This window comes from Paenibacillus sp. FSL W8-1187 (assembly GCF_037965485.1).
In the GTDB taxonomy this organism is placed as follows: domain Bacteria; phylum Bacillota; class Bacilli; order Paenibacillales; family Paenibacillaceae; genus Paenibacillus_O; species Paenibacillus_O pasadenensis.
This window is the reverse complement of record NZ_CP150181.1, coordinates 4,300,549-4,325,771: the sequence shown is the minus strand read 5'-3', so window position 1 is coordinate 4,325,771 and position 25,223 is coordinate 4,300,549. Positions and strand designations below refer to the sequence as shown.

The 25,223-nt window shown below is 65.5% G+C and carries 25 protein-coding genes; 19 read left to right on the top strand and 6 right to left on the bottom strand.

Annotated features, from left to right (window positions below; all coding sequences use genetic code 11):
• The first annotated feature begins 13 nt into the window (after nucleotides 1-13).
• Nucleotides 14-235 (top strand): alpha/beta-type small acid-soluble spore protein, encoded by a 222-nt coding sequence (locus NYE40_RS18670; RefSeq protein ID WP_028600503.1) that lies wholly within the window; start codon nucleotides 14-16, stop codon nucleotides 233-235.
• A 145-nt stretch (nucleotides 236-380) separates the two neighbouring features.
• On the opposite strand, the gene NYE40_RS18665 is transcribed toward NYE40_RS18670, so the two are convergent.
• Nucleotides 381-1,367, bottom strand: coding sequence for a metal-dependent hydrolase (locus NYE40_RS18665; RefSeq protein ID WP_028600504.1), 987 nt, complete (start codon nucleotides 1,365-1,367; stop codon nucleotides 381-383).
• Nucleotides 1,368-1,547: 180 nt separating this feature from the next.
• Between NYE40_RS18665 and NYE40_RS18660 the strand changes: the two genes are divergently transcribed.
• The gene (locus NYE40_RS18660) at nucleotides 1,548-1,838 is read left to right on the top strand and encodes a hypothetical protein (protein WP_101808054.1); all 291 of its coding nucleotides are present in this window, start codon (nucleotides 1,548-1,550) and stop codon (nucleotides 1,836-1,838) included.
• Here the strand turns inward: NYE40_RS18660 and gerQ are convergent.
• Complete coding sequence (gene gerQ / locus NYE40_RS18655; RefSeq protein WP_228551898.1) at nucleotides 1,835-2,227, bottom strand: spore coat protein GerQ; 393 nt, start codon at nucleotides 2,225-2,227, stop codon at nucleotides 1,835-1,837. The two genes, NYE40_RS18660 and gerQ, sit on opposite strands and share 4 nt — an antisense overlap.
• A 103-nt stretch (nucleotides 2,228-2,330) precedes the next feature.
• A complete protein-coding gene (locus NYE40_RS18650) occupies nucleotides 2,331-2,753 on the bottom strand; it encodes a cell wall hydrolase (protein ID WP_101808053.1) in 423 nt (140 codons plus the stop codon).
• 252 nt (nucleotides 2,754-3,005) lie between these two features.
• Here NYE40_RS18650 and cyoE point away from each other — a divergent pair, with 252 nt between their 5' ends.
• From cyoE to NYE40_RS18630, 4 genes are all read left to right on the top strand, one after another.
• Nucleotides 3,006-3,941, top strand: a complete 936-nt coding sequence (cyoE, locus tag NYE40_RS18645; protein WP_084137577.1) for a heme o synthase — start codon at nucleotides 3,006-3,008, stop codon at nucleotides 3,939-3,941.
• 74 nt (nucleotides 3,942-4,015) lie between these two features.
• Nucleotides 4,016-4,651 (top strand): SCO family protein, encoded by a 636-nt coding sequence (locus NYE40_RS18640; protein ID WP_028600506.1) that lies wholly within the window; start codon nucleotides 4,016-4,018, stop codon nucleotides 4,649-4,651.
• A gap of 93 nt (nucleotides 4,652-4,744) precedes the next feature.
• Nucleotides 4,745-5,677, top strand: a complete 933-nt coding sequence (locus NYE40_RS18635; RefSeq protein ID WP_028600507.1) for an AEC family transporter — start codon at nucleotides 4,745-4,747, stop codon at nucleotides 5,675-5,677.
• 90 nt (nucleotides 5,678-5,767) lie between these two features.
• Nucleotides 5,768-8,137 carry an EAL domain-containing protein gene (locus NYE40_RS18630; RefSeq protein ID WP_101808052.1) on the top strand — a complete coding sequence of 790 codons (2,370 nt, stop codon included), beginning with the start codon at nucleotides 5,768-5,770 and terminating at the stop codon, nucleotides 8,135-8,137.
• A gap of 106 nt (nucleotides 8,138-8,243) precedes the next feature.
• Here the strand turns inward: NYE40_RS18630 and NYE40_RS18625 are convergent, their stop codons facing one another.
• The 3 genes from NYE40_RS18625 to NYE40_RS18615 all read right to left on the bottom strand — a co-directional run bounded on the left by NYE40_RS18625 (nucleotide 8,244) and on the right by NYE40_RS18615 (nucleotide 10,252).
• Nucleotides 8,244-8,618: a toprim domain-containing protein gene (locus tag NYE40_RS18625; protein ID WP_028600508.1), complete on the bottom strand. Its 375-nt coding sequence runs from the start codon at nucleotides 8,616-8,618 to the stop codon at nucleotides 8,244-8,246.
• Between the two features lie 201 nt (nucleotides 8,619-8,819).
• Nucleotides 8,820-8,957, bottom strand: a complete 138-nt coding sequence (locus NYE40_RS18620; RefSeq protein WP_164820166.1) for a hypothetical protein — start codon at nucleotides 8,955-8,957, stop codon at nucleotides 8,820-8,822.
• 131 nt (nucleotides 8,958-9,088) lie between these two features.
• Entirely contained in the window at nucleotides 9,089-10,252 is a 1,164-nt protein-coding gene (locus NYE40_RS18615) for an MFS transporter (RefSeq protein WP_153784141.1), read from the bottom strand.
• A gap of 203 nt (nucleotides 10,253-10,455) precedes the next feature.
• On the opposite strand from NYE40_RS18615, the gene NYE40_RS18610 reads away from it, so the two are divergent.
• The 13 genes from NYE40_RS18610 (at nucleotide 10,456) to NYE40_RS18550 (ending at nucleotide 23,643) form a co-directional block, all read left to right on the top strand.
• The gene (locus tag NYE40_RS18610; RefSeq protein WP_028600510.1) at nucleotides 10,456-10,884 is read left to right on the top strand and encodes a hypothetical protein; all 429 of its coding nucleotides are present in this window, start codon (nucleotides 10,456-10,458) and stop codon (nucleotides 10,882-10,884) included.
• Nucleotides 10,885-10,935: 51 nt separating this feature from the next.
• Nucleotides 10,936-12,303, top strand: a complete 1,368-nt coding sequence (locus tag NYE40_RS18605; RefSeq protein ID WP_153784140.1) for a transglutaminase-like domain-containing protein — start codon at nucleotides 10,936-10,938, stop codon at nucleotides 12,301-12,303.
• 251 nt (nucleotides 12,304-12,554) lie between these two features.
• A complete protein-coding gene (locus tag NYE40_RS18600) occupies nucleotides 12,555-13,523 on the top strand; it encodes a zinc ABC transporter substrate-binding protein (RefSeq protein WP_052333610.1) in 969 nt (322 codons plus the stop codon).
• Entirely contained in the window at nucleotides 13,520-14,440 is a 921-nt protein-coding gene (locus NYE40_RS18595) for a metal ABC transporter ATP-binding protein (RefSeq protein WP_153784139.1), read from the top strand. Before NYE40_RS18600 ends, NYE40_RS18595 begins: the two co-directional genes overlap by 4 nt.
• The gene (locus NYE40_RS18590; protein ID WP_153784138.1) at nucleotides 14,437-15,405 is read left to right on the top strand and encodes a metal ABC transporter permease; all 969 of its coding nucleotides are present in this window, start codon (nucleotides 14,437-14,439) and stop codon (nucleotides 15,403-15,405) included. The genes NYE40_RS18595 and NYE40_RS18590 overlap by 4 nt, the downstream gene beginning before the upstream one ends.
• 1 nt (nucleotide 15,406) lies before the next feature.
• Complete coding sequence (locus NYE40_RS18585; protein ID WP_028600514.1) at nucleotides 15,407-16,291, top strand: metal ABC transporter permease; 885 nt, start codon at nucleotides 15,407-15,409, stop codon at nucleotides 16,289-16,291.
• A gap of 166 nt (nucleotides 16,292-16,457) precedes the next feature.
• Nucleotides 16,458-17,513: a glycosyltransferase family 2 protein gene (locus NYE40_RS18580; protein ID WP_153784137.1), complete on the top strand. Its 1,056-nt coding sequence runs from the start codon at nucleotides 16,458-16,460 to the stop codon at nucleotides 17,511-17,513.
• A gap of 190 nt (nucleotides 17,514-17,703) precedes the next feature.
• Nucleotides 17,704-18,456 carry a Cof-type HAD-IIB family hydrolase gene (locus tag NYE40_RS18575; RefSeq protein ID WP_028600516.1) on the top strand — a complete coding sequence of 251 codons (753 nt, stop codon included), beginning with the start codon at nucleotides 17,704-17,706 and terminating at the stop codon, nucleotides 18,454-18,456.
• Between the two features lie 2 nt (nucleotides 18,457-18,458).
• Nucleotides 18,459-18,947 (top strand): DUF456 family protein, encoded by a 489-nt coding sequence (locus NYE40_RS18570; RefSeq protein ID WP_028600517.1) that lies wholly within the window; start codon nucleotides 18,459-18,461, stop codon nucleotides 18,945-18,947.
• A gap of 41 nt (nucleotides 18,948-18,988) precedes the next feature.
• On the top strand, nucleotides 18,989-19,717 hold the full coding sequence (locus NYE40_RS18565; RefSeq protein ID WP_028600518.1) for a ThuA domain-containing protein: 729 nt from the start codon (nucleotides 18,989-18,991) through the stop codon (nucleotides 19,715-19,717).
• Between the two features lie 229 nt (nucleotides 19,718-19,946).
• On the top strand, nucleotides 19,947-21,632 hold the full coding sequence (locus NYE40_RS18560) for a polysaccharide biosynthesis protein (protein WP_043111935.1): 1,686 nt from the start codon (nucleotides 19,947-19,949) through the stop codon (nucleotides 21,630-21,632).
• Nucleotides 21,633-21,709: 77 nt separating this feature from the next.
• Nucleotides 21,710-23,272: a copper amine oxidase N-terminal domain-containing protein gene (locus NYE40_RS18555; RefSeq protein WP_339278772.1), complete on the top strand. Its 1,563-nt coding sequence runs from the start codon at nucleotides 21,710-21,712 to the stop codon at nucleotides 23,270-23,272.
• 26 nt (nucleotides 23,273-23,298) lie between these two features.
• A complete protein-coding gene (locus tag NYE40_RS18550; protein ID WP_028600519.1) occupies nucleotides 23,299-23,643 on the top strand; it encodes a thioredoxin family protein in 345 nt (114 codons plus the stop codon).
• Nucleotides 23,644-25,223 lie beyond the last annotated feature (1,580 nt).

Here is a 25,223-nt window from a genome sequence, read left to right as displayed (position 1 = left end):
GGAGCAATTCACAATGGCAAGCAACAACAGCGGCAGCAACAGACTGGTCGTACCAGGCGCAAAACAAGCCCTTGAGCAACTGAAATTCGAAGCGGCACAATCCCTGGGTGTTCAAATCCCGGCTGACGGCTACTACGGAAACGTAGCTACGCGCGACGCTGGATCGCTGGGCGGCTACATCACCAAGAAACTGGTGCAAATCGCCGAGCAGCAGCTGTCCGGAACTCAACGCTAAGCCATACAAGAAAAGGTCCAAGGGAAACCTTGGGCTTTTTTTCTGCTTTTGCCGGGCCAGGCGCACGGGAAAAATGCTGCGCGGCGCACGAAAGCCCCCATCTATTGTGCAGGATGGGGGCGCTCTCGGTCAACCGGCAGGACGTTCAATACGTATTCATCCGCAGCCTCTTCTGCAGCCGCTCGTCGCTCAGCCAGCCGACGTAAGAGCCGAGCGTCTTGTAGTCGCGGTCCATGACGACGACGGCGACGAACGGATATTGCTTGCGATGCCGATAGCGGACGTCGAACCAGCGCACCTCGTACCCCCAGGCATGCTCGGTCATTTCCGAGCAGGCGAACGAGGTGAAATAAAGGAAGGAGCGGACGGAGGCGTCGAACTTCGACTGGTCGATCGCCTCATGCTCCTCGCAGCGGGCGGTGCCCGTCCACGAAAGCTTGCCGCCGCGCAGGTCTCCGATGCGGAAGGCGCCGTCCTTGAGCTGCTTCACGACGTTCCAGCTGGCGGGCTTCAGCGTCGGGATGAGGATGTAGCGCTCGCCCTCGGCCGCTTCGGGGTCGAGTCCGGGCAGCGAGCTTGCGGTGCGCCGATGGACGAGCGTTCTCCAGACGTAATAAAGCACGACGAACGCGTAGAGGACCGGGAAGACGACCTGCGGGGCGGCCGCTCCGAGCGCCCACAGCAGCAGGGCGGCGGCATGGGCGGCGAACAGGAACGGATCGAAAATATGGATGATGTTCCAGGAGATCCATTTGGACGAGATCGGACGGGCCGCCTGCGTGCCGTACGTATTGAAGCAGTCGCTGAAAACATGCACCGAGACGGCGAGCAGCACCCAGAAGGCGAGATGCGTCCACGAGACGTTTCCGCGCCAGGCGAGCCCGATCGCGGCGGTGATGAGAAGCGTCCAGCCGAGCACGGCCGGCAGCGAATGCGAGGCTCCGCGGTGGTTGCGGATATAAAGCGCGTTGCTTTTCAACCTTAGCAGGCCGTCCAGATCCGGCGCCTGGGAGCCGACAATCGTGCCTGCGAGGACGGCGCCGAACATCGCCGGGCTGGCGGCGACGATGGGATCGACGGTGGCGAGTCCGGCGAGTCCGAGACCGAATACGAGATGAGTGCCCGTATCCATCGGTGGATGTCCCCTTTCGATGTTGGACTTCTCTCTAGGCTCCCCCGGGAGAAGGCGGATTATCCGGCTTGAGGCGAGCCGGCCGGGACGAGCCGCGCTTGTCCGGCAGGCCGGTCAATGGTAGGATGAGGCGATCGACCTCGGGCGTTGCGCCGCCCGGGTGCGGACAGGAGGACAAAGATGGACGGATATGCGCTGATGGTGGAGTACAAGATCGAGGAGCGGCACCGGCACGAGTACCTGGAGCGGCTCCGGGAGCTGCGCGAGCGCTGGCCGGACGTCCGGCTCTATGAAGGCTCCGAGCAGCCGGGACTGTTCGTGGAGATCTGGCCTGCGGCCTCGGAGGCGGCGGCCAAGGCATGCCAAGAAGAGCGTCTGGACGGACGCTCTCCTTGGTCGGCGATCGGAGGCTGGACGGCAGGCGGGGCGGGCCGCATCCATGCGTGGACGTTCCGCCCGGCGCCGCTCTAGCGCTGGGCGGCCGGAGTCTGGTTCGTGATGGTCTGCCCCTGGAAGCTGTACTCGTACGCGATCGGACCGTCGAACGTGACATAGTCCAGGTTCAGCGTGAGCAGCAGGTAGCGCATGCCGGTGGACGGATCGCTGATGATGATATGGTCGCGTCCGGCCGCCTCGACGATGCCGCGGAAAATTTTGGCGTTCCACTCTTTGTTGTTCTCGTACGTCATGTAGAACGTAGCCATCTTGCCGCGGTTCAGGCGCAGGATGTTCTCGACGTAGGATTCCTCGGTCGCCGGCAGCATCTGCACCGTTCCGCCCTGAGGCGTGACGACGGCGCCGCTCGGCACGGCCGGCGGCATGGCGACGAAGTTGCCTCCGTAAGGCGATTGCATCGGCATGCCGGGATAGCCGCCGTGGGCGTACATACGGTAATCGTAAACATTCGACATGGTTGTTTCCCCGCTCTCTAGTGGTTGTCGTTGCTTGGTCCTGCAGCTTGCTTCAGTAGACGTTCGGACAGTCCTCGGCGGTCGGCGCGAAGAAGCAATGCGCCTTGAAGCGGCCCGTATTGGCCTGATTGTACCAGGTGCCGGGGCAGCTGCCCGACGGCCGGAAGAACCACAGCGCGTTGCTCGCCGGATGCTGGCGCTCGCCGGCGATGACCCGCTCGGCGAGCCGGATCTCCTTGTCGCGCGCCTTCTGATAGAAATAGCTTTTTTGCACGGCCTCGTATCCGCCCGGACTTTGATACACCATATCGGGAATCGACCGGATGTTGCGGAAGTCGAGGCAGTTGCCGAGGACGCGGTTGACGCTGACGTTGCCGACCATGAGCATGCCGAGCTCGCCTTCGCCTTCCGCCTCCGCCCTCATCAGCCGGGCTAGCAGCCTCGTATTCTCGGCGTTCGTCTTGATGACGGCCATCTTTCTGATCACGCTCCTCCTGCGGGAGTCTGGCCTTGAGCCGGATGCCCTCCGCCTGGGCTCCTGACCACATCTCTAATCTATGCGGGCCGCCGCGGTGTGTTCCTGCGGACAATCCTGCAGCTGCAAAAAAAGTCGGATTGTTGACGCTCCGGCATGTCGAAATCTTGAACAACTTCGGCGCTCCGTTGTCACCGTGTTTGATTTTCGGTATCATAAGTACCGTTGACTACTGAAGCCCTTAGCGCCCCGTTGCGCTTTTGCCGCTCCAAAAACAGGAGGCGCACGAATGTGCTGAAAGACCTGATCGCTCTTACCAAGCCGGGCATCGTCCGGATGAATGCTTTTGCCGCGTTCGGCGGCTTCTGGGTGGCGTCCAAATGGCAGGTCGACTGGCTGCTGCTCGTCTGGATGCTGGCCGGAACTTGCTTGACGATGGCTTCGGCCTGCGTCATCAACAATTACTGGGACCGCGAGCTCGACACGCGCATGGAACGCACCCGCAACCGCGCGCTGCCGACGGGCCGGGTCTCTCCCCGCTTCGTCATCACATACGGCGTCGTGCTCGGCGCGGCGGGACTGGCGCTGCTGTTCGCGCTCGATCCGCTGACCGGCTGGCTCGGCCTGCTCGGCTGGTTCGTCTATATCGTCGTCTACACGATCTGGCTCAAGCGCAGCTCGACGTGGAGCACCTCGATCGGCGGCGTGTCCGGCGCGATGCCGCCGGTCATCGGCTATGCCGCCGTCACCGGCGAGATCGACGCCGGAGCCTGGATCCTGTTCGCGCTGCTGTTCCTCTGGCAGCCCGCCCATTTCTGGTCGCTCGCCATCCGCAGGGTGGAGGAGTACCGCGCCGCCGGCTATCCGCTGCTGCCTGTCGTCAAAGGCATCCGCCGCACCAAGCTGCAGATGATTCCGTATGTGCTGCTGCTCATCCCGACCGTCATTCTGATGTATGCGTACGATTATGTCGGACCGTGGTTCCTGTGGATCTCGGGCATTCTCACCGTCGTCTGGTTCGTGCATACGTTCACCGGCGTCTACGCCTCCACCGAGGAGAAGACGGAAAAATGGGCGAAGGTCAACTTCCTCATTTCGGTCAATTATCTGCTGATCGTGTTCCTGCTCATGATCGCGGACACGTCGCGCCAAGCCGGCCTGTCGATCTGGACGAGCCTATTCTCCTGATCGGCCTCGCGCCGCCGGAGCCCGCAGCGGCTCCGCCTACATAAGGCCATGGGGGCCATAAGGAGAGAACCACGTTGACCTTCATCCGCAGGCACGCCTTCAAGATCGCCCTCTTCGCGCTGTGCGCGCTGATGGGCGCCTATCTGCTCGTCACCTATCTGCAGGACAACCGCAGCTCGGTCAGCTTCCCGATGGACACGCCGGCCCCGGCGTACACGCTGCAGAGCGAGCTGGACGGCGGCAAGGCCTTCTCATCCGCCGAATCAGACGGCAAGGTCCGCCTCGTCTACTTCTATTGGGCGAGCTGCCCGGACGTCTGCCCCGCGACGACGTTCATCCTGTCCAAGGTGCAGGACCAGCTCAAGGAAAAAGGGCTGTTCGGCACCAAAGCCGAGCTGCAGTCGATCACGTTCGACCCTGAGCGCGACACGCCGGAGGCGATCCGCTCGTTCGCGGCCAAGTTCCATGCCGATCCGGCCGGATGGCGGTTCCTGCGCCAGGACGACGCGGCCGCCTCGGAGCAGCTCGCCAAGGACTTCGGCCTCATGGTCGTCAAGGACGAGTCACGCAATTATTCCCATACCGACGCCATTTTCGTCGTCGACAAGAAGGGCAGCATCCGCAAGTACATCATCGGCGGCAACGATCTCAAGAAGACGCCGGACGAAATCGCCGCCTCCCTCGTCGAGGCGGTCGAAGCTCTCACCTAGACCAGGCTGGCCGCTCGCAGCGCCGCGTCCTATCCCGGGCCGCGCCGCGAGCGCCGGCCTTTTGCCGTCCCGCAAAGAAAGGAAGGCGCGCCCATGGCTCTGCTCGGCTCGATCCTGCTGCACAACATCATTCCGCTCTGCGTCATGATCCTGATCGGGGTGTCCCTGCAGCGCATCTTCACGCTCGACATCCGCACGCTGTCCAAGCTGAACTTCTACCTGTTCTCTCCGGCCGTCATCTTCAAGCTGCTGTACTCGACGGACATTCCGGTCTCGCTGATCGGGCAGGTGCTGCTGTTTTTCGCCGTGTTCATGGCGCTCCAATACGCCTTCGTCGAGCTGGTTGTCCGCCTGCGCGGCTACGAGGGCGGGATGCGGGCGGCGATGCGCAACAGCGTGCTCTTCTACAACAGCGCCAACTACGGCATTCCGCTCAACCAGCTCGCCTTCGCGGCGAATCCGTTCACGCTGTCGATCCAGGTGCTCATCATGATGATGCAGTCGCTGCTGCCCAATACGTACGGCATCTACAGCGTCAACGCGCATAAGAGCAGCTGGGCCGGCATCCGCCGCCAGATTCTGTCGCAGCCGGTCATCTACGTCATTCCGCTTGCCTTCCTGCTCAACTGGACGCAGACGCCGATGCCGGTCTACCTGCAGACTCCGCTCGACTATGTGGCCGACGCGTTCATCGGCACCGCGCTGCTGACGCTCGGCGTGCAGCTCGGGAGCATGAAGCGGGGCGCCGCGCCCAAGGCGGGCCGCGGGCTCGATCTCGGCCTGTCGCTCGGGCTGCGCCTTGCCGCCGGACCGGCGCTCGCCGCGCTGACCGTCTGGCTGCTCGGCATCGACGGCCTCGCCGCCAAGGCGCTGATCGTCAGCTCCGCCGTGCCGACCTCGCTCAGCAGCGTGCTGCTGGCGGTCGAATTCGACAACGAGCCGGAATTCTCCTCGCAGGCGGTGCTGCTGTCGACGGTCGCGAGCATCGCGACGGTGACGGGCGTCATCGCGCTGCTGGACCTCTAATCGCGCTTCCCCCCAGTGCCGATAAAGGGAAGAGTTGCATCAAGACGATTCGGCCTGCCCGTGGGGCCAGGCCCGGAGGGAGTCCGCCGCGTGAGAGAATCCATCCGCCGCTACATGCCGTCCCGACGCGAACGCCTGACCTTGTGGGGGCTGCTCGGCTTGCTGTTCATCCTGCTTTCGTCCATGGTGCTGTGGAGCACCGCGCTCTACCGCCAGCAGCTCGTCGACGAGGCTTACCGCGACGCTTCCCGGCAGATGGCGTTCAAGGCCAACGAGCTGAGGCTCGGCGTCGAGCGCCGGGTGCTGCTGACGGAGAGCCTGGTCGCCTTCGTCGAAACGGAGCTGCGCTACAACGGCCATGTCGATTACGGCAGGTTCAACCAGTTTTCCTCGCATTTCGTGCCGGCGCTGCCGGATGTGCGCAATCTGTCCCTCTACCCGAACGGAGTAGCCTGGTACGTCTATCCGCAAAAGGGCAACGAGCTGCTGCTCGGGAACGACTTGTTCAAGGACAAGCGTCCGGCGGTCAAAGCCAACGCGGAGCGGGCGAAAGGGCTGAGGACGGTCACGCTGGTCGGGCCGCTTGACCTGATCCAAGGCGGAAGCGGTCTCATTACCCGACAGTCGGTCTATCTGGACGACCAGTTCTGGGGCTTCGCCTCGGTCGTGCTGGACATGGAGGACCTGCTCAAGGGCATTTCGGACGAGTTCGTGGACGAGCAGTTCGACATCGCGCTGCGGGTGAACGGCAGCGTGCTGCTTGGCGACTCCGGCTTGTTCGGGGACAGTCGCCTCAGGGAGCTCGTGGACGTGCCGGACGGGACATGGGAGCTCGCCGGGGCGCTCAAGAAAGAAGTTCTGGGACAGATCGAGCTGAAGCTGTGGCTGGCCCGCATCGGCAGCGTCGTCGTCATGATGCTCGTGCTGTACTTGCTGTACATGCAGCTGACGGGCCGCTACAAGCTGGAGGCCAAGGTCGATATGCGCACGCGCGAGCTGCAGGAGGCGAACGAGGAGATCGAGGCTTCCAACGAGGAGCTGATCGCGATCGAAGAGGAGCTGCGCGCCCAGAACCGCATGCTGGCGAGCAAGGAGCGGGAGCTGCATTTCCTCGCCTACCGCGATCCGCTGACGGGGCTGTTCAACCGCTCCTGCTTCAACCTGCATCTCGAGCAGACGATCGCCAGAGCGGGGGAGACGCCGGGGAGGAGCGTGGCGCTCCTCTACCTCGACCTGGATCAGTTCAAGCTCGTCAACGACACGTTCGGGCATCAGCTCGGCGACCACCTGCTGCGCGAGGCTTCGCTGAGGCTGACCGACCGGCAGGAGCGGGGGCTGGAGCGGATGCCGGGAGACGGCCCGGCCTGCTTCCGGCTCGGAGGCGACGAGTTCACAGTCGTGCTGCCGGATGTCTCCGGCATGGCCGAGGCGGAGGCGCTGGCCGATGCGATCATCGGCCGCTTCCGGATGCCGTTCCAGCTGCGCGGAGCGGAGTATTTCCTGACGACGAGCATCGGCATCGCCCTCTATCCCGAGCATGGGGCGGACGCGGAGGAGCTGACGAAGCACGCCGATCTGGCGATGTACCGGGCCAAGGACGAAGGCAAGAACCATTACAAATGGTTCGACGGCACCGAGGAGGCCGGAGCCGCGGAGCTGATGGAGCTGCGCAACGGCCTGCGCCGCGCGCTGGAGCGGGGAGAGTTCGAGCTGTACTACCAGCCGCAGATCGAGGCGGCCTCCGGCCGGCTGACCGGGCTGGAGGCGCTGCTGCGCTGGAACCATCCGCGGCTCGGCCAGGTGTCGCCGCAGACCTTCATCCCGCTCGCGGAGGAGACCGGCCTCATCGTCGAGATCGGCGCATGGGCGCTGCGCGAGGCCTGTGCCCAGAACAAGGCCTGGCAGGACGCCGGCGCGGCGGGGCTGCGGATCGCGGTCAATCTGTCGGCGCGCCAGTTCGCGGCTCCGGATCTGGTCGGCACGGTGCGCGGCGTGCTGGAGGAGACGGGGCTCGACCCGAGCTGCCTGGAGCTCGAGATCACGGAGAACATGGCGATGCGCAACGAGAATCTCGCCACGCTGGAGCAGCTGCGCGACATGGGCATCCTGCTGTCGATCGACGACTTCGGCACGCAGCATTCCTCGCTCAGCTACCTGAAGCGGCTGCCGGTCGGGCGGATCAAGATCGACCGCAGCTTCGTCAGCGGCATCGGCGTCGACGAGCGGGACGAGGCGATCATCCATGCGATGCTGCTCATCGCCAGGAGGCTGAAGCTGTCCGTCGTCGCCGAAGGCGTCGAGTCGGAGCTGCAGCTGAGCTATCTGCTGGAGCATGACTGCGACGAGCTCCAGGGCTATCTGTTCTTCCGGCCGCAGCCGGCGGAGCAGACCGGAGAGGTGCTGCGGCGCGTCCGCCACCGTCCTTACGGCTCGCGCCAAAAAGGCCCGGAGCGGGCCTGAGGCTGAGGCGGCTCGCCGGCCTCCCGCCCGCGCCCGCCGTGCCAAGTTTGCACGGACTTCGCCTCGCGAGAAAGAAAAAGAAGACGGCCTGCGGCGCATCCATGCGCTACAGGCCGTCTTCTTTGCTCCAGCGGACGCCCTCCGGCTGCTCCGGGAAGATCAGCTCCTCCTCGAAGCCGGCTTTCTGGAGCTGCTCCAGCAAATATTCCGGCGGCGTCTTCTCTACGCCGGGGTAGCCGCGCCGCGTGTAGATATGCTCGGCGTCCGGGAACTGGTCGCGCAGCATGCCGCGGATGCGCTTGCCGGACGCGTCGTTGTCGGTGAAGATGAACACCTGGGCGTCGCCGGCCTGCTTGCGCAGCAGCTCCAGCTGCGCCGTGCCCGGTGTGCCGTAGGTGCACAGGATGCCGACTTCCTCGCGCAGCACGCGCCGCAGCCGGCTGCGGTCGTTCTTTCCTTCGACGATGATGACGCTCCTCATTCGCCGCCACGCTCCTTTTCGCCCGGCGCGGGGGCGGCTTGTCCGCTCCCGCGCCGTCTCTGTCTTCTTACGATACCCTTCTTGGGGATCCGCTACAAGCAGGCGGGCCGGGCCGGCAACGCGCTTGTCCCTCCTCCTTTCAAAAGGAAGGCCCGCCGAGGCGGGCCTTCAAGGGGTTTTTATGAGAGCGGGGGCTCCGGATTAGTAGCAGAAGCTGCTGATGATGATTACGAGCAGAATGAACAGGACGAGGATCGCGCCCGTGGAACCCCACGCGCCGCCGACTCCGCCTACAGGACCGCAAGCGCCTGCACCTGCAACACCTTCGACATAAGACATCTGATTTGTCACCCCTTTGCTTGCATGTTGGGGTCGTTCGGAGGGAAGCGCCGACGCTTCGGCGTGTTCTCCGGCAGACATGATGCAGTATATGTACCTCCCTGGCACGCGCCCTGTGCATTCACCCAGGTTCAGCGCAATTGGGCGGTCGGGGAGGCGGAGCGGCGCCGGAAGCCGCCGTGGAACGGCAAAATCGCCGCCGCCGTCATGAGCACGAGGAACGAGATGAAATAAGGCGACACGAGGTGGCGCACATGGCCGGCGATCATCGGACCGAGGAAGGCGCCGACCGAAAAGGAGATCGACAGCATCGAGAACGTGCGCCCGTAGCGGTTGCTCGGACTGAGCTCGATGAGCAGCGTCGAGAGGGCGGGGAAGATGACGCCCTTGGCCATGCCGACGACGAACAGCAGGTAGACGAGCGGCAGCGGAGCCTCGGCGGCGATGCCGTAATAGGCGGCCGCGAGCAGAAGCGCGCCGAGCAGCGTGCGCGAGAAGGCCGAGACGCGGTTCAGGAACAGCATGCTGAGCGTGACGAGTCCGCCGAGGCTGACGACGGAGAACAGGATGCCGGTGCGCATCATGCCTTCGGTCGTGGCGGACAGCAGCGGCAGCTCGAAGGAAAGGATGCCCTGCGAGCAGCTGACCGCTACAGGCAGCGCATAGAGCAGCCACGGGATGCGGGCGGTCCCGCCGGCCGCCGCCGAGGGGGGCTCGATGGCGGGCGCGGCCGCCTCGGCCGGGGCGGTCTTCGGATCGCGCACGAACAGGATGGAGCAGACGGCGGTGGCGATCAGCACCCATCCGAGCAGGTAAAACGCGCTGGCGAAGCCGATGCGGGCGACGAGGAAGGCGCCGGCCGCCGGCGAGACGACGGACGCGAGCGTGTGCACGAGCCCGCTGCCGGACATGAGCCGGCCCTGCTGCAGCGCCGACGTGGCCATGCGCGCGAGCAGCGCGCTGCAGGCCGGCGAGAGGAAGGCGAGCACGAAGCCGCTCACCGAGCGCAGCGCGAGCAGCTGCCACGGATTGGTCACCTGCGCCTGCAGCAGCAGGATGACGCCTGCGCCGAGCAGGCTCAGCGAGATGAACAAGCGGCTGCCGAAGCGGTCGATGCCGTAGCCGGCGATCAGGTTGCCGGGCAGATGCGTGAGCGAGTACAGCCCCATCATCAGGCCGATGAAGGACGGCGCCGCGCCGAGCGAGACGGCGAACGGCGTGAGGATCGGATACTGGGCGTGCAGGTCGAAAAACGCCACGAAAAGAAACAGGTACAGCCAGACGGCTGTCTTCACGGCGAACAACCTCCTTTGCGGCGTTCATTTGCCCCGGCGGGGCATGCGGTCAGGCTCTACTACTTGTACGCCCTGCGGCGCCCGGATATGACGGGCCTGGACCGGGGCCGCGTTTACGCTCCGAAGGGAGGCGGGTATAATGGGGACTGGGGATAGAAGAAAGGCGCCGACAATCCGCGCGCCTCACACAGGGGGCTTGAACGATGGATCTTTCCGGACTCGATCTGGATACATGGAAAACGTTCTTCGAAGAAAACTGGCTCGTGCTGGCGGCGGGGCTTGTCGTGCTGCTGCTCGTCGTCGGCATCGTCAAGACGGTCGCCAAGTGGGCGCTGGCGGCGGTCATCGTGATCGGGCTCGTGCTGTACAGCGGCTACAACCTGCAGGATCTGCGCGATCTGGGGGACAAGGTGCGCGACCAGGCGGTGACGGCGATGGCCGGCGAGGCGGCGGAGGCCGTCTACAAGGACAACGGTGACGGCACGTTCACGGTGACCACCCGCAATCTCGAGCTGACGGGCTCGAAGGGCGAGGACAAGGTCGACGTCTCGTTCAAAGGCGCGCCGCTCGGCAGCTGGAGCATCGACGGCACGATCCGCGCCCTGATCGACGGCGCGAAGCGCGGCGGCTAGAAGGAAGCCGCTGCGGATGCGGCTAGCGCCGCCGGAAGGGAGGAGAAGTCGATGGAGGAGCCGGCATGGCTGCGCTCGCTGCTCGGGCTGGAGCCGGTCGCCCTGGCCGTGCTGCTGCTGATTGCCGTGTCGCTGCTGCAGGGCTTCCGCCGAGGAGCGGGGCGCTCCTCGCGGCGGCTGTTCTCGTTCGTTTGGGACGGGGTGCTGCTCGTCCTGTCGCTGCTCGGCGCGGCCAGGCTCGCGCAGCTGCTGTCCGCTCCCGCGGCCGACTGGCTGCGGAGCCGGGTGGCCGTGCCGGAGCGCGGCCTCGGCTCGTTCGAGCAGATCTGGTACACGTTCCTGACGAGCGTGCGCGATCTGCCGCTGCTGCGGCTCGGCGTGCTGTTCCTGCTCGCGTATGCGGCGCTGCGGCTGCTGCTGTCCGCGTTTACGCCGCTGGCCTGGAAGGGCTACGAGGCGCTGGCCCGTCCGCCGCGCAGCGACGACGAGGATGAGCTCGGACCGGAGCGGCATCATCGCGGCGAGCCGTACGCCGAGCATCGGCGTCGCGGGCGGGACGGCGGATACGGGCAGGATCGCTGGAGCGCTCATGACGAGCCGGATGGGACGTACGGGTACGATCCGGAGGAGCGGCATGCGGAGGAGGACGGACCGCGCCGCGGCGGTTCCTTCCGCAGTCCGCGCCCGTCGCGCCGCTCTCCGGGAGGAGGGCTGGCCAGCCGCGCGGCAGGCGCGCTGCTCGGCGGGCTGCATGGCATCGGCCGCTCGCTCGTGCTGCTGGCGGGGCTGTTCCTGTACGTCTCGCTGTTCCCGGCGGCGCCGCTGGCGGCAGGCATCGAGAGCTCGCCCGTCTACCGGCAGGCGGCGGACCGCCTGCTGCAGCCGCTTGCCGGCGATCTGCTGAAGGGCGGCGGTCCGGTCATTACCGAGGCGGTCGGCAGCGAGCTGCAGCAGGTCATGCAGCGCCGCTACGAGCTGATCGACGCCGACATTCCCGACGAGATCGCCGCGGCGGCGCTCCGGATTACGGCCGGCGCGGACGGCGACCGCGACAAGGCGCGGCGGCTCTATGACTGGCTCGGCAGCCGCATCGCCTACGATTGGGACAAGGCCGACGGCTATGTCGAGCGCGGCGTCTGGAAGGAGCAGAATCCGGAGGATACGTTCCGCACCCGCAAGGGCGTCTGCATCGACACGGCCCGGCTGTACGCCGTGATGGCGCGTTCGGTCGGACTGGAGGTCAAGGTCGTGACGGGCATGGGCGCCGACGGCCGCGGCGGCTTCGGCTCGCATGCCTGGAACGCGGTCCGGCTGACGGACGAGGACGGCGGCTGGATACCGCTCGATGCGACGTGGGCGCGGACGGGCGACTGGTTCGACTCGCCGGATTTCGAAAAGACGCATGTCGCAAAAGCATGAACGCAGCCGGTCAAGCCGGTTGCGCAGCACGGCCGCAAGGCGCGCCGTCTCCGCTCGTTCCCGATTTCGGGAGCGCGCCGGGGCGGCGTTTTTTGCGTTCGACGCGACCCGGAAATGTTAGTCCGACAAAAATATGTTGCACAAGAGAAACAAAATTGTGTAGGATGAACATATAGTCGCTCGGCCAACATGTCCTCGGGATAGGCAAGGAGCGGAAGAGGAAAAGGAAAAAGAGAGGGGAGACGCTAGCGATGCAACGAAGCATGCAGAGGCTGATCGGCAGCATGGTCCTGCTCGGAACGATGCTGGCCGTCCAGGCTTGCGGCCAAGCCGGCGAAGCGGGAGGCAAGGAGGAAGGAGGCGCAGCGGCCGCGCTGGCCGTGACCGCCACGACCGGGATGATCGCGGACGCGGCCAAGGAAGTCGGAGGAGAGCGGGTGAGCGTGACGGCGCTGATGGGACCGGGCGTCGATCCCCATCTGTACAAAGCTTCGCACGGCGACATGGTGAAGCTCGACGAAGCGGACGTCGTGCTTTACGGCGGGCTGCATCTGGAGGGCAAGATGACGGAGGTGCTGGAGAAGCTGGGCCGCTCCCGGCCCGTCGTCGCCGTCACGGACGGCATTCCCGAGGACCAGGTGCTCGAGAGCGAGCCGGGCTCGGGCTCGCCCGATCCGCATGTCTGGTTCGACGCCAGCCTGTGGAAGCATGCCGTGGAAAAGATCCGCGACACGCTGATCGAGCAGGACCCGGAGCATGAGGCGGGCTATCGCGAGCGTGCGGACGCCTACCTCTCGGAGCTCGAGGAGCTGCATGCCTACGCGCTGGAGCGGATCGGGTCCATCCCGGAGCAGCAGCGCGTGCTGGTCACCGCCCATGACGCCTTCGGATACTTCGGCCGCGCCTACGGCCTGGAGGTGACTGGGTTGCAAGGGATGAGCACCGCCTCCGAATACGGCTCCAAGGACGTCGCCGCCTTGCGCGATTTCCTCGTCGAGCGCGGCATCCCGGCCGTATTCGTGGAGTCGAGCATCCCGCGCAAGTCGATCGAATCGGTCATCGAGGGAGCAGGACGCCTCGGCCATAAGGTCGTCATCGGCGGAGAGCTGTTCTCCGACGCGATGGGCGAGGCGGGCACGCCGGAGGGAACGTATGTCGGCATGTTCCGGCACAACGTCGATACGATCGCGGACGCATTGAAAGGAGAGAGCGCATCATGAGCAGCAGCGAACGGAATGAAATCGGGCTCGAAGCCTCGCCGCCCGAGCAAGGCCAAGGCGCAGGCGCGCGGCCGGCCCGTCGGCAAGAGGGCGCGCCGCCGGTGCTGGAGGTGAGCGGCCTGAGCTCCGCCTACCGCAGCCAGGCCGTGCTGCGGGAGGTGAGCTTCGAGGCGCCGCAGGGCGAGCTGATCGCGATCGTCGGCCCGAACGGAGCCGGCAAGTCGACGCTCATCAAGACGATCCTCGGCCTGAACCCTTCGCTCGGCGGCAGCGTGCGGGCGTTCGGACGGCCGGTCGCCGAGGTGCGGGGACGCATCGGCTACGTGCCGCAGCGCGAGTCGGTCGACTGGGACTTCCCGACGCATGCGCTCGATGTCGTTATGATGGGCCGCTACGGCCGGCTCGGCTGGTTCCGGCGGCCGGGCCGCAAGGAGAAGGCGATCGCCATGGAATGCCTGAGAGGAGTCGGCATGGAGGCGTTCGCCGAGCGGCAGATCAGCCAGCTGTCCGGCGGCCAGCAGCAGCGGATCTTCCTGGCGCGGGCGCTGGCGCAGGAGGCGGACCTGTATTTCATGGATGAGCCGTTCGCCGGCGTCGACGCCGCCACGGAGAAGGCGATCGTCGAGCTGCTGCGCCGCCTCCGCTCGGAGGGCAAGACGGTCATCGTCGTGCATCACGACCTGGCGACCGTGCCGGACTACTTCGACAGCGTGCTGCTGCTCAACGTCTCGCTGCAGGCGTTCGGCCCGACGGCCGAGACGTTCACGCAGGAAAACCTGCAGCGGACGTACGGCGGGCGGATGGCGTTCGCCGCGGCGGCGGCATCTCCGTCCGCTGTCGAGTCCGGCTCGGCTGCGGCTGCCCCGCTCCACGCGGCTGAGCCTGCCTCCGCATCGGCGAAGAGGGCAGAGGCATGAACGGCCTCTGGAATTCCTTTTCCGCGCTCGCCAGCGATCCGAACCTGCGCTGGATCGCGCTCGGCTGCATGCTGCTCGGCCTGAGCAGCGGCATGATCGGCTGCTTCGCCTATTTGCGCCGCCAGAGCCTCATGGGCGACACGATCGCGCATACGGCGCTGCCGGGCATCTGCGTCGCCTTCCTGCTGAGCGGCACGAAGTCGCTGCCGCTGTTCATGCTCGGCGCCGTCGCCGCCGGCATCGTCGGCACGCTCGCCATCCGGATCATTACGGCCCGTTCGCGGATCAAGCCGGACGCGGCGATGGGCATCGTGCTGTCTTCGTTTTTCGGCGTCGGCATCGTGCTGCTGACGATGATCCAGCATAGCGGCGACGGCAGCCAGAGCGGGCTCGACAAGTTCCTGTTCGGCCAGGCGGCCTCGATGATCGGCTCGGACGTGCAGCTCATGGCCGGCGTGAGCGTCGTGCTCGCGGCGGCATGCACGCTGCTGTTCAAGGAATTCAAGCTGCTCTCGTTCGACCCGGCGTTCGCCAAGGGAGCGGGCTTCCCGGTGTCGGTGCTGGACTTCATCCTGCAGGCGCTGTTCGTCACGGCGGTCGTGACGGGCATCCAGGCGGTCGGCGTCGTGCTCGTCGCCGCGCTGCTCATCACCCCGGCCGTCTCCGCCCGCTTCTGGACGGAGCGGCTCGGCCGCATGCTTGCGCTCTCCGGCCTGTTCGGCATGGTGAGCGGCCTGCTCGGCGCGTGGATCAGCTCCCAGGTGAGCCAGCTGCCGACAGGTCCGGTCAGCGTGCTGGCCGCGGCGGCGCTGTTCCTCGTCTCGGTCGTGTTCGGCACGAAGCGAGGGCTGCTGACGGCCCGTCTGACGCGCCGCGAGGCCCGCCGCCGGCTGCTGCTGCATGCGGCCGGAGCAGCCTCGCCCGCGGCGGCATCATCCTCGACATCGGCAAAGGAGGCCGGCTGACATGAGCATGGACTTCTGGATTTTGCTGACCGGCTCGCTCGCCGCCGTCAGCTGCGCCATTCTCGGCTGCTTCCTCATCCTGCGCCGGATGGCGCTGATCGGCGACGCCATCAGCCACTCGGTGCTGCCCGGCATCGTCATCGCCTACATGGTCAGCGGCTCGCGCGGCTCGATTCTGATGCTCGTCGCGGCGGCGATCATGGGGCTGCTGTGCGTGTTCCTGATCCAATGGTTCAATCAGCGCGGCATCCAGAGCGACGCCTCCATCGGCGTCGTGTTCACGGCGCTGTTTGCGATCGGGGTCGTGCTCGTCAGCCTGAACGCGCGCCAGGTCGACCTCGATCTCGACTGCGTGCTGTACGGCGAGATCGCCTACGCCGCCTGGAACACGCTGCAGATCGGCGGCGTCGATCTCGGCCCGCGCTCGGTCTGGCTGCTCGGCGGCACGCTGCTGCTCGTGCTGGCCGTCATCGGCACGTTCTACAAGCAGTTCAAGCTATGCGCCTTCGACCCGATGCTCGCTGCGGCTGTCGGCATCCCGGCGGCGCTGTTCCATTACCTGCTAATGGGACTCGTCTCCGTCGCCACGGTCAGCTCGTTCGAAAGCGTCGGCGCGATCCTCGTCGTCGGCCTGCTCGTCATCCCGCCGTCTGCGGCTTATCTGCTGACGGACCGGCTCGGCGTCATGATCGGCCTGAGCGCGCTCATCGGCGTCGCCTCGACGGTGCTCGGCTATGCGCTGGCCGTGCGGCTCGACGCCTCCATCGCCGGCTGCATCGTCGTCGCCGCGGCCGCGCTGTTCGCCGCGTCGTTCCTGCTCTCGCCGAAGCACGGCCTGCTGTCCGCCAAGCTGCGGCGCTCCCGCCTGAGCCGCCGCGCGGCATGACGGAAGGCGCCGTCGCCGATCAGGCATGTGGCGGCGGATGGCGGAATCCATTTCAACCGAACGCCGGACTTCCTCGCGGAGGCTCCGGCGTTCTTTTTGACGAAAGAAGGAAAAACGCGAAAAAACGCGAAAATCTTCCCTAAAAATGAGGGATAGGGGAGAACTCATGCAGCCAACCGTCAGCATCGTCATGCCCGCCTATAACCGCGCCCATGTCATTTCCCGGGCAATCGGGTCGATCCGGGAGCAGAGCTTCCAGCACTGGGAGCTGATCGTCGCGGACGACCGCAGCACGGACGGCACGAAGGGCGTCGTCGAGGAGCTGGCCCGGCTCGATCCGCGCATCCGCTATGTCCGCAGCGAGCGGGCCAAAGGACCGGGAGGAGCGAGAAACTGCGGCCTGCTGGAGGCTCGGGGGGACTATGTGGCGTTTCTGGATTCCGACGACCGCTGGCTGCCGCGCCATCTGGAGGCGAGCCTGGACACGCTCCGGCGGACGGGGGCGGAGGTCGCCTTTGCCCTTTGGCTCGAGCGGCACGGTGACATCGAGACGAATACCTTCGACGGGGAGACGGAGCAGCGGCTGCTGCGGGAGATGGGCGAGCGGTTCGACCGCGACGGGACGGCGATCGTGTTCGGAAAGGGGCTGTTCGAGCAGTTTCTGCGGATGCCCCGCAATTTCTTCCAGCTCAACACGATGGTGCTGCGGCGCGAGCTGCTGGACCAGGTCGGGCTGATCGGAGAAGAGCATCATCTGGGCGAGGACACGACCTTCCTCATGCGCTTCTTCGACCGCTTCCGCATCGCGCTGCAGCCCGAGCCGCATTCGGTCTATTACGAGTCGGACGACAGCCTCTACTTCTTCTGCGACCGCCGCCGCATCGATCCCGATGCGCTCGATGCCGAGCTGCTGAGCCGCTTCGAGGCGCTCGGCGAACGCTCCGTCGCCGTCCGCCGCCAGCTGCGGCTGCAGGTGGAGCGCTCGGACGCGATCGGCGAGTCGGCGAGAAGGCGCTGCCTGAGAGGCATCGACTACGGCATTGCCGGCAAATACTTCACGATGGCCTACCTGGCCAAGCGCGACCGGGCGAAAGCGCTGACTTACTGCCGCCGCTCGCTCGCGGCCAAGCCGCATCTCTATGCGCTGCTGCTGGCGGCGCGCCTGCTGACGGGGAGAAGCGGCGGCAGCCGGATGCTGCGGCGCGCGCTGGATCTATGGTAAGCGGCCGCGGGAGCGGACATGCCAAAATCGAACGAGGATTCGCCAAGATCGGATGGAGAATGGCCGGGCCGTACGTCCTATAATGAAGAGGCCGGCACGTTCAAACGGTTGACCCTCTTCGCCGAGCGTTTGCCCGCCCGCTGTGATAGAATGGCAGGGGAAACCATCTGGCAGGGAGGAACTTCGCACAATGTACAAGCTGCTTGCCCTGGACATGGACGGAACGACTTTGACGGACACGCAGACGATCAGCGAGGAGAACGCGGAGTGGATCGGACGCGCCATGGAAGCCGGAATCACGGTCTGCTTCTCGACTGGCAGGGGCTTTCAGGGAGCGATTCCGTTCGCCGAGCAGCTCGGACTCGAGACGCCGCTCATCACGGTCAACGGCAGCGAGATCTGGAGCCGGCCGCATGTGCTGCACCGCCGGACGCTCATGGGAGCGCAGGAGATCCGCCGCCTGCACGAGCTGGCCGTCCGCCACGCGGAGCCTTGGTTCTGGGGCTATGCCGTCGAAGGCGTGTTCAACAAGGAGAAGTGGATCGAGCCGGCGGACGGCTTCGACCGTCTTCACTGGATGAAGTTCGGGTATCATACGGAGAATGACGCGATCCGCGAGTCGATCCGTCAGGAAATCGAGAGCTGGGGCTCGCTGGAAATCACCAACTCCTCGCCGTGGAACCTCGAGCTCAATCCGCTCGGAGTGAACAAGGCGTCGGCGCTGCGCGAGCTGTGCGGCCTGCTCGGCATCGCGATGGAGGAAGCGGTCGCCATCGGCGACAGCCTCAACGACATCGCCGCCATCCGCGAATGCGGCCTCGGCATCGCGATGGGCAACGCTCAGGACGAGGTCAAGGAAGCGGCCGACGCGGTCACGCTCGGCAACAACGAGCATGGCGTCGCCTATGCGATCCGAGAGCTCGTGCTGAAAGGGCGGGGATGACGATGGCGCTCGACATCGTCGGCTGGGTGCTCGTCATCGCCCTGTTCGCCGTCGGCATGGCGGGAGCGGTCTATCCGATCCTGCCGGGCGCGCTGGCGATTTACGCCGCCTTTTTCGTCTACGGCTTCTTCATCGGCTTCGAGCCGTTCGGCTGGGTATTCTGGACGCTGCAGACGATCATCGTCGCGGCGCTGTTCCTGGCCGATTATGCGGTCAACGCCTGGGGCGTCAAAAAATTCGGAGGCTCCCGAGCCTCCGTCATCGGCAGCACGATCGGCATCATCGCCGGACCGTTCGTCATTCCCGGCTTCGGCCTCCTGATCGGTCCGCTGGCCGGAGCGGTCATCGGCGAGCTGATCGCCGGCTCGAGCTTCGACAAGTCGCTCAAGGTCGGCTTCGGCGCGGTCGTCGGCCTGCTGTCGAGCACGCTCGTCAAGATCGCGCTGCAGCTCGCCATGATCGTGCTGTTCGTCATCTGGCTGCTGAATTAACCATCCATTCAATCTGAAAGTCGAAAAGGAGACCCATTCCCATGATCAAGCTTACGATCTGGAACGAATTCGTTCACGAGCAGGAACACGAAGAGGTGCGCAAGGTGTATCCGGACGGCATCCACAACACGCTGGCCAAAGGGCTGGCGGACGCCGAGCTGCAAATCCGCACCGCGACGCTGCAGGAGCCGGAGCACGGCCTCAGCGAGAGCGTGCTGGCCGACACCGACGTGCTCGTCTGGTGGGGCCATATGGCGCATGACCGCGTCGACGACGCGATCGTCGAGCGCGTGCACAAGCGCGTCATGGAGGGGATGGGCCTGATCGTGCTGCACTCCGGCCACTTCTCCAAAATCTTCAAGAAGCTGATGGGCACCGGCTGCGACCTGAAATGGCGCGAAGCCGGCGAGCGCGAGCGCATCTGGGTCGTCAACCCGGCGCATCCGATCGCTTCCGGCCTGCCGGAGCAGTTCGTGCTGGAGCAGGAAGAGATGTACGGCGAGCATTTCGACATCCCGGCGCCGGACGAGCTCGTATTCGTCAGCTGGTTCGAGGGCGGCAACGTCTTCCGCAGCGGCTGCACGTTCCATCGCGGCCAAGGCAAGATCTTCTACTTCCGTCCCGGCCATGAGACGCATCCGACGTACTATGACGCCAACGTGCTCAAGGTCATCGGAAACTCCGTCCGCTGGGCCGCTCCGTCCAACGCCGCGACCCCGGTGCGCGGACATAGCGAGCCGGCCCTCGAGCCGATCAGCGCCAAAAACTAAATCCTTATCTGCTGCGTCTAAAGCAAAAGCGCAGCAGGCATCCGAGCCGAATCCGGCCGCCTTCGCGCGGCCCGGATTCGGCTTTTTTCCATTCCGCGGCGATGCGTCCGAACGGCTGGGGCAAGCCCGCCTTTTGTGATACACTGTCAGAAGCCGGCCTGACGGCCTCTTGCACTCGTCATTCTCAGATCGACGCCAGATCTGCACAGGAAGAAGGATGGACCCTCCAATGGTCAAAAAGGACTCTCTCATTCGCGGCACGCTCATTCTGGCTGCCGCGGCTCTGATCGCCCGCGTGCTGGGCGTGTTCCAAAAGGTTCCGCTCGATTACTTGTTCACCGGCGGCGGCTCGGGCTATCTCGGCATCGCCAACAACGTCTACCTGTATCTCCTCGTCATCGCGACGGCAGGCATTCCGAGCGCCATCAGCAAGATGGTGTCGGAGCGCTATGCGATCGGCCGTCCGGACGAAGCCCAGCGCATCTACCGGGCGGGGCTGCTGTTCGGCGTCGTCACTGGCGTGACGCTCGCCGTGGCGCTGTGGGCGCTCGCTCCCTGGTATGCGGAGCATATCGCCAAATCTCCGGGGGCGGCGGCATCGGTGCGCGCCATCGCGCCTGCGCTCATCCTGTTCCCCGTCATCGCGATGATGCGCGGCTATTTCCAGGGCCGCCAGATGATGAGCGCGGGCGGCATCTCGCAGATCGTCGAGCAGATCGCGCGCGTGCTGCTTGGCGTCGCGCTCGCGGTCGCCGTCTTCAACCTCGGCTGGGGCGACACCTGGGTGTCCGCGGCGGCGACGTTCGGCAGCGTGTTCGGCAGCATCGGCGCGTTCCTCGTCATGCTGTACTACGCCCGCAAGCTGAAGCGCTCCGATCTAGAGGAGCGGCTGGCGGCAGGCGCGGAGGCCGCGGCGGCCTCCGCCGCCGAGACGGGGCGCCGCTCGGCGCCGCCGATGCGGCTGAAGGCCATCTACAAGGAAATGTTCGCGATGTCGATCCCGGTCGTCGTGACCGCGATGACGGTGCAGTTCATCTATCTCGTCGACGCGTCGTTCTTCATCCGCTGGACGGACGGCTTTTTCGCCAGCGAGGCGGCCGCGGAGCAGGTGCGGAACTACCTCATCTACAACGGCCAGTCAATCGCCGGCATCCCGCCGATTTTGGCGATCGCGCTCAGCCAGTCGATCCTGCCGGTGCTGTCGGCGGCCAACTCCGTCGGCCGGCTGGACGAGGTGCAGCGCCAGGCGTCGCTCGTCATGCGCATCGTCGTGTTCACCGGCGTGCCGGCGGCGCTGCTGCTCACCGTCGCCGCGCATAGCGTCAACGGGCTGCTGTTCGTCGACCCGGCCGCCAGCGGCATGGTCGCGGCGCTCACGGTCGGCACGATTTTCCAGATTACGATGATGACGTCCAACTCGATCCTGTTCGGACTCGGCACGCCGCGGCCGGCGATGATCAGCACGCTGATCGGCTACGCCGTCAAGATCGTCGGCAGCCTGCTGCTCGGTCCGCTGCTGGGAGGGTACGGCTTCGTGCTCGCCTCGATGCTCTGCTTCATGGTCATCACCTCGCTCAACCTGCTGGCGATCCGCCAGAAGGTGCGGCTGCAGGTGCTCGGCAAGCGCTGGACGCCTTATCTGGCGGCGGTGCTCATCACCGCGGCGGCCGGCTTCGGCACGGACATGACCGTGCGCGGCATGCTCGGCACGGCGCTGCACGCCAAGCTCGTCTTCCTCGCGGGCGCGATCGCCACGAGCCTCGTCTGCGGCTTCTTCTATCTTTTCCTGCTGATCGCGCTCGGCGTCATCCGCGAGGCCGACGCCAAAAGCTTCCCAGGCCCGCTGCGCAAGCTGCTGCTGCCGCTCGTGCGGCGGCTCGGACGGCGCGAGGGACAGGCCTCGGCAGGCTTGTGAGCCTCTCTTTCCCATTCGTTTCCTGTCATGGTAGAATAGACGGGATTTGATAGAGACGAGAGAGGATCGTGGGTCTTTTGAACCGTAAATTCCGATTAAGCTTGATCCTGCTTTGCCTGCTGGCTGTCACGGCGGCCGGCTGCCAGTCGATCGCCGGACTGGACCTCAACACGGCGATCTTGCAGTCGATGAAGGCCCAGACTCAAGAAAGCCGCAGCACGGTCGCGCTGGCCGTCGCCTTCGAGCCCGAGGCGTTCGAGGGATTGGATAAGCGCGAGCGTCAGCAGCTGGAGCTGCTGCGCGACCTGCGCCTGCGCATCGACTCCGCCAAGGTCGAGAGCGGATCCCGCAGCTCCGCGAGCGGCGCGCTGCTCGTCGGCGGCAAGGAGATCGGCTTCTCGCTGCAGCAGGACGAGACGTCCGCGATGCTGCGCATCGACGGCTTGAAGCGGCCGATCTCGCTGGCGCTCGACGAGGCGTCCTTGCTCGAGCTCGGCTCGGGCGCCTCGCTGACGGATATCGTCGGCGGCTCCGAGGCGACGCCGGAGCAGACCGGCGCGCTCGCCCGCGATCTGGTCGACCGCGCCGGCGCGTACTGGATCCACAATCTGCCGAACGCGAGCCGCTTGAATGTGCAGCCGGTCGCGCAGAGCGTCTACGGCGGCGGCTCGGCGCTGTGGCAAGTAGACGCCGGCTGGAAGGGAATGGAGCTGTTCGATTGGGCGCATGCTTATGTCAAGGCGCTGCTGTCCGACTCCGAGGGGCTCGCTGCGATGCTGGACGGCCTGTTCGAGGTGCTGCAGGACCATCCGGAGGCCGGAGCGGCCAATGAGGACGGAGAGCCGCTGTCCGACGCGGACAAGCCGGCATTCGTGGAGGAAGGCCGGGAAGCGCTCGCGGAGATGCTCCAGGAAGCTTCCGACTCGATGCAGGAAGCCCGCGACGCGGGCGAGCTCGAGGAGATGTTCACCGACGGCAGCTCGCTGAACGTCAAGCTGCTGCTGGATGCCGGCCTCGACATCCGCAGTCTGGATGCGGCGCTGACCTGGGCTCCCGGAGCCGCGGCGTCCGAGGACATCCCGGTGTCGTCGGTCTCGCTGCGGATCCAGACGGAGCTGTGGAACGTGAACGGAGCCGTCGCCGCCGACAAGCCGCAAGCGGATGCCGTGAGCTGGAGTCCGGAGCGCTGGTCCGGGACAGCCGGAGCTTCCCGCTTCCTCCGGGACTTCGACCGCGGCTCGGACGCGTACAAGCTGCTCAAGCAGGAGCTGCAGCTGGGCCGCCAGTCGGCGCAATTCTACGCGTACGGCTACGACAGCTACATCTCGGTGCCGTCCGGACAGACGCTCGTGCCGCTGCGCTCGCTCGCGGACAGCATGGGCGCGTCGCTGACCTACGACAGCGGCCGCAGCAAATGGGCGCTCCAGGATGAAGCCCGCGGCCAGACGATCTGGCTCGCCAAAGGCAGCAAGACCGTTTATTCCGGCGCCGCCAAGACGCAGCTGAGCTTCCCGCCGACCGTCGTCGACGGCACGCTTTATGTCCCGGCCCGGGACATCGCCAAGCTGCTCGGAGCGACCGCGAGCATGACCAAGGCCAGCTATTCCAACATCGTCGAGATCGTCCGCGAAGTCGGATAGTCCCGCAACCGGAAAGGAAGATTCCCATGCAGAAGCTGACGACCGAAGAGCAGTACCGCCAGACCGTCTCGAATAGCGGCGTCACCGTCGCCGTATTCAAGACGACCTGGTGCCCGGACTGCCATTTCATCGATCCGTTCATGCCGGAGCTCGAGCAGAAGTACGCCGGGCGCATCGCGTTCGTCGAGATCGACCGGGACGACCTGCCGGAGCTCTGCTCCGAGCTGAATATCCTCGGCATCCCGAGCTTCGTCGCCTTCCGCGAAGGCAAGGAGCTGGTGCGCTTCGTGAACAAGCTGCGCAAGTCCCGCGAGGAGATCGAGCAGTTTCTGGATCGGGCGCTGGAAGTGGCGGACGCCCTCCCGGGCTGACCGCCGGCGGATAGGAGGAGGCCGAAGCCGCTCTAGGCTTCGGCCTTCTTTGATGTTCTCCGTCACCGGAACGGACCGGAGACGGAAGGCGGCTGCGCGGGCCGAGCCACTCCCGTGGGCAAGAAGGGGGCTTCGCAGGCCGTGCCTTTCTCGGCAGGCAGCCGGCAAGTCCAATGGACAAGAAGCCCGCTGCGCGAGCCGAGCCACTCCGGTGGACAAGAAGGCGGCTGCGCGAGCCGAGCCACTCCGGTGGACAAGAAGGCGGCTGCGCGAGCCGAGCCTTTCTCCGATTCCACTGGAAGCCGGATGCCCTGATTTTTTGACCTCCTATTCGGAGGCCATCCGTCTTCCAAGAGGACCGCTGCCGCTTCTCCGAAAGGCATCGTCTCGCTCCGCTTGCCTTGTCCCTGCCCCGCCCCTCCCTCTTTTTATTTGGGGGAGGGGGCCGTCTCCCGCATACCTGGGAGACGGCAGCGCTTCTCGCGGCCGGTACGATTCGGCGGCTGCAGATCAGCCAGCAAGCCGCATGCGGCTTGCTGCCCCGCCCCCCTCGACTCGGGCGTGTAAACCATACCGGGCGCGAACCAAGCGCTTTCGCCCCTCATCGAGCAGGCGCGCCAATATCCTGCGCTCCAAGGAAATCTCGACTCGGTCGTCTCGGATATGTGAAGGTCGAACGGTCAGAGTTGCGCGGGAAAACCGAGTAACTCGGGCGAGTGAAGGGTCAAACGGTCGGAGATACGCGGAAAAACCGAGTAACTCGGGCGAGTGAAGGGTCAAACGGTCGGAGATGCGCGGAAAAACCGAGTAACTCGGGCCAGTGGAGGGGCGAACGGTCGGGGTTACGCGGAAAAACCGAGTAACTCGGGCATTGGGAGGCCGAACGGTCGGAGATGCGCGGAAAAACCGAGTAACTCGGGTTAGTGGAGGGTCAAACGGTCAGAGTTGCGCGGAAAAACCGAGTAACTCGGGCGAGTGGAGGGAGAACGGTCGGGGTTGTGAGGTCAAATCAAGTCATTCCGGTAGGCAGGCGTATCGGTTGCAGCCTGAAAGAAGGGCTTGCGAGCCGCTGTAACCCGAATTATTCGGGTTGGAGCCTGAAAGAAGGGCTTGCGAGCCGCTGTAACCCGAATTATTCGGGTTGGAGCCTGAAAGAAGGACTTGCGAGCCGCTGTAACCCGAATTATTCGGGTTGGAACCTGAAAGAAGGGCTTGCGAGCCGCTGTAACCCGAATTATTCGGGTTGGAGCCTGAAAGAAGGACTTGCGAGCCGCTGTAACCCGAATTATTCGGGTTAGGTTTAAAAGACGAACGGTCGGAGATACGCGAAAAACCGAGTAGCTCGAGCGAGTGGAGGATCGGACGGGAGCAGGACTGCACTTTGGCGAGCGCAGAGGAGAACGGAACGCCGCGGGTGTCCGGGAGGAATTGGGAACCAGGAGCGAAGCGGACGGGGGCTCGTGGAGAAGCGGCAGCGGTTCCCTTGGAGGCCGGATTGCACCCCTGCTGGGGAATGGGATCAAAGGAATCTGGGCTCCAGGGAGATCGGAACGAGTCCCCGCTCCGCGAAGCGGTTTCGG

Excerpts from the sequence above, each read along its gene's own strand:
- NYE40_RS18670 (WP_028600503.1), top strand. The coding sequence starts at position 14 with ATGGCAAGCAACAACAGCGGCAGCAACAGACTGGTCGTACCAGGCGCA.
- NYE40_RS18665 (WP_028600504.1), bottom strand. The coding sequence starts at position 1,367 with ATGGATACGGGCACTCATCTCGTATTCGGTCTCGGACTCGCCGGACTC.
- NYE40_RS18660 (WP_101808054.1), top strand. The coding sequence starts at position 1,548 with ATGGACGGATATGCGCTGATGGTGGAGTACAAGATCGAGGAGCGGCAC.
- gerQ (WP_228551898.1), bottom strand. The coding sequence starts at position 2,227 with ATGCCGATGCAATCGCCTTACGGAGGCAACTTCGTCGCCATGCCGCCG.
- NYE40_RS18650 (WP_101808053.1), bottom strand. The coding sequence starts at position 2,753 with ATGGCCGTCATCAAGACGAACGCCGAGAATACGAGGCTGCTAGCCCGG.
- NYE40_RS18635 (WP_028600507.1), top strand. The coding sequence starts at position 4,745 with ATGGCTCTGCTCGGCTCGATCCTGCTGCACAACATCATTCCGCTCTGC.
- NYE40_RS18625 (WP_028600508.1), bottom strand. The coding sequence starts at position 8,618 with ATGAGGAGCGTCATCATCGTCGAAGGAAAGAACGACCGCAGCCGGCTG.
- NYE40_RS18620 (WP_164820166.1), bottom strand. The coding sequence starts at position 8,957 with ATGTCTTATGTCGAAGGTGTTGCAGGTGCAGGCGCTTGCGGTCCTGTA.
- NYE40_RS18610 (WP_028600510.1), top strand. The coding sequence starts at position 10,456 with ATGGATCTTTCCGGACTCGATCTGGATACATGGAAAACGTTCTTCGAA.
- NYE40_RS18605 (WP_153784140.1), top strand. The coding sequence starts at position 10,936 with ATGGAGGAGCCGGCATGGCTGCGCTCGCTGCTCGGGCTGGAGCCGGTC.
- NYE40_RS18600 (WP_052333610.1), top strand. The coding sequence starts at position 12,555 with ATGCAACGAAGCATGCAGAGGCTGATCGGCAGCATGGTCCTGCTCGGA.
- NYE40_RS18595 (WP_153784139.1), top strand. The coding sequence starts at position 13,520 with ATGAGCAGCAGCGAACGGAATGAAATCGGGCTCGAAGCCTCGCCGCCC.
- NYE40_RS18590 (WP_153784138.1), top strand. The coding sequence starts at position 14,437 with ATGAACGGCCTCTGGAATTCCTTTTCCGCGCTCGCCAGCGATCCGAAC.
- NYE40_RS18585 (WP_028600514.1), top strand. The coding sequence starts at position 15,407 with ATGAGCATGGACTTCTGGATTTTGCTGACCGGCTCGCTCGCCGCCGTC.
- NYE40_RS18580 (WP_153784137.1), top strand. The coding sequence starts at position 16,458 with ATGCAGCCAACCGTCAGCATCGTCATGCCCGCCTATAACCGCGCCCAT.
- NYE40_RS18575 (WP_028600516.1), top strand. The coding sequence starts at position 17,704 with ATGTACAAGCTGCTTGCCCTGGACATGGACGGAACGACTTTGACGGAC.
- NYE40_RS18570 (WP_028600517.1), top strand. The coding sequence starts at position 18,459 with ATGGCGCTCGACATCGTCGGCTGGGTGCTCGTCATCGCCCTGTTCGCC.
- NYE40_RS18565 (WP_028600518.1), top strand. The coding sequence starts at position 18,989 with ATGATCAAGCTTACGATCTGGAACGAATTCGTTCACGAGCAGGAACAC.
- NYE40_RS18560 (WP_043111935.1), top strand. The coding sequence starts at position 19,947 with ATGGTCAAAAAGGACTCTCTCATTCGCGGCACGCTCATTCTGGCTGCC.
- NYE40_RS18550 (WP_028600519.1), top strand. The coding sequence starts at position 23,299 with ATGCAGAAGCTGACGACCGAAGAGCAGTACCGCCAGACCGTCTCGAAT.